6 protein-coding genes and 1 tRNA gene are annotated in these 5,803 nt (G+C 39.7%); 2 read left to right on the top strand and 5 right to left on the bottom strand.

The annotated features are described in order from the left end of the window. Window positions 1-65: 65 nt before the first annotated feature. Entirely contained in the window at window positions 66-728 is a 663-nt protein-coding gene (locus D0T49_RS12510) for a hypothetical protein (protein ID WP_163632167.1), read from the top strand. Between the two features lie 89 nt (window positions 729-817). Here the strand turns inward: D0T49_RS12510 and D0T49_RS12505 are convergent. The 5 genes from D0T49_RS12505 to D0T49_RS12485 form a co-directional block, all read right to left on the bottom strand. Next, window positions 818-891, bottom strand: a tRNA-Pro gene (locus tag D0T49_RS12505). 47 nt (window positions 892-938) lie between these two features. Next, a complete protein-coding gene (locus tag D0T49_RS12500; protein WP_163632164.1) occupies window positions 939-1,481 on the bottom strand; it encodes a 2-oxoacid:acceptor oxidoreductase family protein in 543 nt (180 codons plus the stop codon). Window positions 1,482-1,663: 182 nt separating this feature from the next. After that, entirely contained in the window at window positions 1,664-2,425 is a 762-nt protein-coding gene (locus D0T49_RS12495; RefSeq protein WP_163632161.1) for a thiamine pyrophosphate-dependent enzyme, read from the bottom strand. A gap of 118 nt (window positions 2,426-2,543) precedes the next feature. Continuing rightward, on the bottom strand, window positions 2,544-3,623 hold the full coding sequence (locus D0T49_RS12490; RefSeq protein ID WP_163632158.1) for a 3-methyl-2-oxobutanoate dehydrogenase subunit VorB: 1,080 nt from the start codon (window positions 3,621-3,623) through the stop codon (window positions 2,544-2,546). A gap of 53 nt (window positions 3,624-3,676) precedes the next feature. After that, a complete protein-coding gene (locus D0T49_RS12485) occupies window positions 3,677-3,907 on the bottom strand; it encodes a 4Fe-4S binding protein (RefSeq protein WP_163632156.1) in 231 nt (76 codons plus the stop codon). Window positions 3,908-4,163: 256 nt separating this feature from the next. Between D0T49_RS12485 and D0T49_RS12480 the strand changes: the two genes are divergently transcribed. Further along, entirely contained in the window at window positions 4,164-5,570 is a 1,407-nt protein-coding gene (locus D0T49_RS12480; RefSeq protein ID WP_163632153.1) for a polysaccharide lyase family 1 protein, read from the top strand. Window positions 5,571-5,803: the final 233 nt, after the last annotated feature.

Genomic DNA, 5,803 nt, shown 5'->3' with positions numbered 1-5,803 from the left:
TATCAGAACTTTGATAAATGATGTGTGAATATCAGCAACAATTATCCTAACTTAACATCAAAAATATGACAAAAGACAAAACCATTTTCAAATTAATCGCAATAGAATACTGCATGGATGATAATCCTCAATACCCTGAATTTGATGTATATCGTTCCACGATGGGTTATTTTTCAAATCTCGAAAAAGCCGAGAAGCAAATGAACAGTCAAAAACATGTCGATAAAAGGAATTGGAGATATTTTGGGTTTTTAATAGAAGAATATGCACTTGACAATACTTGGATTTTGCCAATAGAAAGCAGTCGAAGTTATTTGCCCGATGGTTCACTTTTTGCTGAGAATCTATTGTCTGAGACACCAAATGATGGTCATAAGTTTGAAGAATTTCTCGGACGTTCAGCGGATAAAGTTCAATTTAAGATTGGTGATTTGGTTGAAGTGTTATTTTATAATATTGTAAGCCTTAAAATTGTAGGAAATCTGCCGCCTTCATTCGAAGAAGTGCAGGACTTACATACACGTAGCAGCAAAAATGGGAACCGCATTTCTCTTGACTCAATTCACGATTGTTATTATACCTTTGATGAATACGGAGAACATTCACACTCCGAAGTAATCAATGTGTTTCCTGCCCGATTTGAAGTAAGTGAAGAGTTGAGAAAGAAACTATTTAGCGAAGAATATTATTCATATCGGGCGAATTATGATAATTCGAAAAGAGAGTAACTGTTTTTCATTCTTAATTTGTGTTCCATTTGTGTTCCAGTAAATAAAACAACCACTTACAAGTAAATGTAAGTGGTTGATACCTAGTGTCGGGATGACAGGATTTGAACCTGCGACCACACGCCCCCCAGACGCGTACTCTACCGGGCTGAGCTACATCCCGCTCTTATGTGTGCAAAAGTAAATATTTTTTTCCAGTTAGCAAATATATCAATTTACTTTTTCAATCAAATTCATTCCTGTTTTAATAGCCTCTTCATTCATAGGCAATAAATGGTGATGACGCTCAGGAAGTGATTTTTTCAATCCTTGCAAAACATTCTCCACCGTAGCAATAGGACGAACTTGAATTAATCCTCCAAGAATAATCATATTCAAGGTTTTCAGCATATTATGCTCAGTAGCATAATTGCTGGCATCTATACGGTAAATATTGATATCTTTTCTTGCGGAAACATGCTGTATAGTCCCATCAAAAATAAGCGTTCCACCGGGCTTCACTTTACTTTCAAATTTATCCATCGAAGGCTGGTTAAGCACAACCACAGTATCATACGAGTTCAATACAGGCGAGCTGATACGCTCATCACTCAAAATCACTGTGACATTAGCTGTACCACCACGTTGCTCCGGTCCATAAGAAGGCATCCAGCTTACTTCCTGTCCTTGCAAAAGACCCGAATAAGCCAATATCTTTCCCATCGAAAGCACTCCCTGACCACCGAAACCGGATATTATAATTTCTTCTTTCATATTACCCTAACCCCTAAAGGGGCTTTATTTAAATATCTCAAACCATAATAAGGCTCAAGAATTGTTATGTTAAAAAATAATTGTTATATTTTTACCTCTTTCTTTCAAAAGAGAGGCTATCGACTTTCCCACTCCACAATTAAAGCCTCCTTTAGGAGAGATTTTAAAAGTGTAGTTTCCGATTACACATTTTTCAAATCGCCAAGCGGATAAGCAGGGAACATATTCTTTACCATCCAGTCGTTTGAAGCCGCCGGAGACAATTTCCAACCCGAGTTACAGGTCGAAACTATTTCGATAACCGAAGTGCCCTTTTTCAGCTCCGAGTTTTCAAAACCTTTTTGGATAGCCTTTTTAGCCCTGCGTACACCTGCTACATTATGAACACTTTGACGCGTTACATAGCAAGTACCCTCCAACTCAGCCAGCAGTTTAGTGATATTCAACGGATAGCCATTCAGCTCTACATTACGTCCGTAAGGAGAAGTAGAAGTTTTCATTCCTTCCAACGTAGTAGGAGCCATCTGTCCGCCTGTCATACCATAAATACCGTTATTGATAAAAATAATCATTATATTTTCACCACGGTTGCAGGCATGAATCGTTTCTGCTGTTCCAATTGCAGCCAAGTCACCATCACCCTGATATGTAAACACATAACGTTCGGGCAATAAACGCTTGATTCCGGTAGCTACTGCCGGCGCACGGCCATGAGCAGCCTGTTGCCAGTCGATATCAATATAGTTGTATGCAAATACGGCACAACCTACCGGAGCTACACCAATGGTTTCCTCCTGAATACCCATTTCATCAATTACCTCCGCAAGGAGTTTATGTACCACACCATGACTACATCCCGGACAATAGTGCATAGGGACATCCGTCAATAAATCTGTTTTTTTATGTACCAGATTGGCTGGATTTATTATTTCGTTTGTTGTCATAACTTTATTTTTAGAGCTAAAAACCAAGATTTTCAGGTAAAAGTTGAAAGTTTAAAGGCAAAAGTACTTTTTCCTTTTCCCATTTTCCTTTCTACTAAAAATCCTCGTTTACTCGTAACTACTTAACTATTTTTTCTTTCAAAGCGTTCAAAACCTCATCCGGAGCAGGAACAATACCACCCAGGCGGCCATAATGCTCTACAGGCACTTTTCCATTTACAGCAAGGCGAACATCATCAATCATCTGTCCCGCATTCATCTCCACACTCAACATGCCTTTTGTCTGTTCTGCATATTTCTTAATCGTTTCTGTTGGGAACGGGAATAAGGTGATAGGACGCAAAAGCCCCACTTTTATACCTTCTTCGCGAGCCATTTCTACAGTTTTTTGGCACACACGGGCACAAGTCCCGAAAGCCACAATCAGATAGTCAGCATCTTCACATTGAAACTCCTCATACAACACCTCGTTTTTTTCAATCTCACGATACTTTGCCTGCAAATGATTATTAGTTTTCTCCATTTCTTCCGAAAGCAGAGCCAACGAAGTAATAACATTTTTCTTATTACCCTTAAGTTTTCCAAGCGTTCCCCAAGGATATTTTTCACGTATTTCCTCTTCAGTCATACGTGGCTGAAACGGAGGCAGAACAACTTTCTCCATCATCTGACCAATAACCCCGTCGGCAAGCAGCATCACCGGAGTGCGGTATTTAAACGCAAGGTCGAAAGCCAGCACCGTATGGTCGGCCATTTCCTGCACCGAAGCCGGAGCAAGCACTATCATTTTATAGTCGCCATGTCCACCACCTTTTACCGATTGATAATAATCGGCTTGGCTTGGCTGGATAGTCCCCAAACCGGGACCTCCACGCATCACGTTTACAATAACACATGGCAATTCTGCCGAAGCTATATAGGATATTCCCTCTTGTTTCAGGCTTATTCCCGGACTCGAAGAGCTTGTCATCGACTTCTTTCCACATCCGGCAGCGCCATACACCATGTTAATGGCAGCAACTTCGCTCTCGGCCTGTAGCACAACCATTCCGGTTGTCTCCCAAGGCTTCAGAAGCATCATAGTTTCCATTATTTCAGACTGGGGAGTAATAGGATAACCGAAATAACCATCGCAACCGCAACGGATTGCAGCCTCGGCAATCGCCTCATTCCCTTTCATTAGTCTTACTTCTTCCATATTATTGAATTTAAATTTCGTTGATGATTTTAGTTGATGTAATAATACTGAAATTAATCCTGCAACTTTACTTTATAAACTGTAATGCAAGCATCAGGACATACGTACGCACACGCAGCACAACCGATACAGGCATCAGGATTTTCCATATAAGAAAAGTTATAGCCCTTTGCATTAAGCTCTTTTGACAACGCCAGCACATCCGAAGGACAAGCTACCACACACAAATCACACCCTTTACAGCGTTCAGTATCTACAACAACAGCTCCTTTTATTTTTGCCATTATTTCCGTTTTTTTAATTTGACGTGCAAAGGTAATCATTTTTAGATAAAAAATATATCCAAGTATCAATTCTTTTACTACAAAATTGGTATCAAAAACGTCAAAAAGCTACATCGTTACAAAAAACCAAAAAGAGCAACTAAGGCGGAAGCCACCAAGTAAAAAGAATAATGACAATTTAACCTATCATTTCCGTCAAAAACAACCACCTTTAGAACACGGCAAACAAATACTTTTGTAAAAAAACAAAACACCCATGAAAAAGACATTCGTATTTATAATCGCACTACAGGTTTTCAGTTTACTTACAGCCGCCACCCCCGATTTTTCGATGATTGGGTTTGCCACGCTCAACGGTGGAACTACCGGAGGCGAAGGCGGACAAGTAGTAAGACCCACAAATTTCGAAGAATTAAAAGCCTATGCCGAAGATAAAACCACCCCTTATATTATCGAAATAGACAGGGAAATAAATACCGGGCTCACCGCGTATATAGAAGAAGGAACAGGCAAAATAACCACGGAATCAGCATCCGCAATTAAAACAACTTATGGCGAAATCATCCGGTTAGGCTCCAACAAAACTCTGATTGGCATAGGCAACAAAGCATTTCTAAACCGCATCGGTATCGTTGTACAATGCCAAAGCAATATTATAATCCGCAACATCAAGTTTACAATGCAGGACGTGCCCATAAGCAAAGCTGGCGAAAACAAAATCGTTGGCTTCCGCAATGGAGCCGAAGTATTAATTGGCGACCCCGACTGCATCTGTATTCAGGCCGATGACGACAATATTGCTAAAGACAAGCGCGAAAGCTTCAATATATGGATAGACCATTGCGAATTTTACAACTATCCCAAATCTACAGAGCATAAAGACCGCTACGACGGACTGCTGGATATAAAAAACAATGTTCAGTTCGTTACCGTATCGTGGTGTCACTTTCACGACCACTCCAAAGCCTGCCTGTTCGGCAAAGGCAATTCCGATAATTTCGACAGGACAACCACATTACATCACAATTATTTTCAGAACATACAAGGCTCAAGGCTCCCTCTACTACGCCACGGCAGGCATCATTATTACAACAACTATCAGGAAAACTGTCTGGATGGGCTCGACCCGCGCATTAACAGCAATTCATACATCGAAAATTGCTATTTCAAAGACACCAAACAGCCCATTTGCGATGCCGACGGAGGATTGGTAACACAGATAAACAACATCTTCGAAAACTGCAAAAGGATTCCGACAGGCGAAGAAAACATAGACGAAAGCAAGGTTGACAAATACAACACCTTTACCGCAACAACGTTTATCCCTTCCAAGTCTTACAATTATAACACAGACAAGACAACTGACGTTCCGGACATTGTGAAAGCTCATGCAGGAGTAGGCAAATTACCAAACGGCACCACAAACACCCAAAACCCAAACACCGGCAACATACAACTTAATATATATACGAAAGACAAAAATATCCACATAGAAACTGATAACGGCAATTTAATTCGGATATTCAGCGGTGATGGAAAAATACAGTTTTCAGCATATTCACAAGGTTATTCAACAATATTTTCACCCGCCGAAAAAGGATTTTATGTAATACAGATTACTGATAAAGCTGGTAATAAAACAAGCAAAAAAACACTTTTATAAACACGAAACCTATTTAGAAACTGTTTAAATTTCGCAAACAAAATTTAAACAGTTTCTAAGCAAAATATAGATTCAAATCTGTTGCGGCACTACCCATACCGTTAAATATTTGTGCTAAAAAAACAAAGCCCTTACATTTGTATCCACATTCTTCGGGTAAAAATGAGGAATGAAAAATAAAAAATGAATCTTTCTCAGCAAATAACACCTCAAAAAAATGCTTTTGCAAACGT

The organism is Paludibacter sp. 221, assembly GCF_010501035.1.
Classification (GTDB): domain Bacteria; phylum Bacteroidota; class Bacteroidia; order Bacteroidales; family Paludibacteraceae; genus QVMH01.
The sequence above is the reverse complement of the archived record's forward strand: the minus strand, read 5'-3'. Positions and strand labels throughout refer to the sequence as shown.

What these genes read in the sequence shown, in the direction of transcription:
- D0T49_RS12510 (WP_163632167.1), top strand. Translation starts at nt 66, where the DNA reads ATGACAAAAGACAAAACCATTTTCAAATTAATCGCAATAGAATACTGC.
- D0T49_RS12500 (WP_163632164.1), bottom strand. Translation starts at nt 1,481, where the DNA reads ATGAAAGAAGAAATTATAATATCCGGTTTCGGTGGTCAGGGAGTGCTT.
- D0T49_RS12495 (WP_163632161.1), bottom strand. Translation starts at nt 2,425, where the DNA reads ATGACAACAAACGAAATAATAAATCCAGCCAATCTGGTACATAAAAAA.
- D0T49_RS12490 (WP_163632158.1), bottom strand. Translation starts at nt 3,623, where the DNA reads ATGGAAGAAGTAAGACTAATGAAAGGGAATGAGGCGATTGCCGAGGCT.
- D0T49_RS12485 (WP_163632156.1), bottom strand. Translation starts at nt 3,907, where the DNA reads ATGGCAAAAATAAAAGGAGCTGTTGTTGTAGATACTGAACGCTGTAAA.
- D0T49_RS12480 (WP_163632153.1), top strand. Translation starts at nt 4,164, where the DNA reads ATGAAAAAGACATTCGTATTTATAATCGCACTACAGGTTTTCAGTTTA.